The sequence below is a fragment of the Alteromonas sp. ABM1_013 genome (genome assembly GCF_056160505.1).
In genome coordinates this window covers 1-257 of the sequence record NZ_JBSWXH010000018.1, presented here as the reverse complement: position 1 = coordinate 257, position 257 = coordinate 1, and the positions used below count along the sequence as shown (strand labels likewise).

General features: G+C 48.6%; 2 tRNA genes. Both read right to left on the bottom strand.

Annotated features, from left to right (window positions below):
- Positions 1 to 77 (bottom strand) — tRNA-Ile (locus ACXAGK_RS19515).
- A gap of 46 nt (positions 78 to 123) precedes the next feature.
- Positions 124 to 199 (bottom strand) — tRNA-Ala (locus tag ACXAGK_RS19510).
- Between the last annotated feature and the right edge of the window lie 58 nt (positions 200 to 257).

Below are 257 nucleotides of genomic sequence, written 5' to 3'. Positions count from 1 at the left end.
TGGTAGGCTTGGGCAGACTTGAACTGCCGACCTCACCCTTATCAGGGGTGCGCTCTAACCAGCTGAGCTACAAGCCTTCAGTATACTGCACTTAAACGTTGTTCAAGCTCAGATTCAAGTAGATGGTGGAGCTAAGCAGGATCGAACTGCTGACCTCCTGAATGCAAATCAGGCGCTCTCCCAGCTGAGCTATAGCCCCATAAACTTGTGTCGTTCTTCATTTTAAACAAGACTATCTGTGTAGGCACTGCATCAAG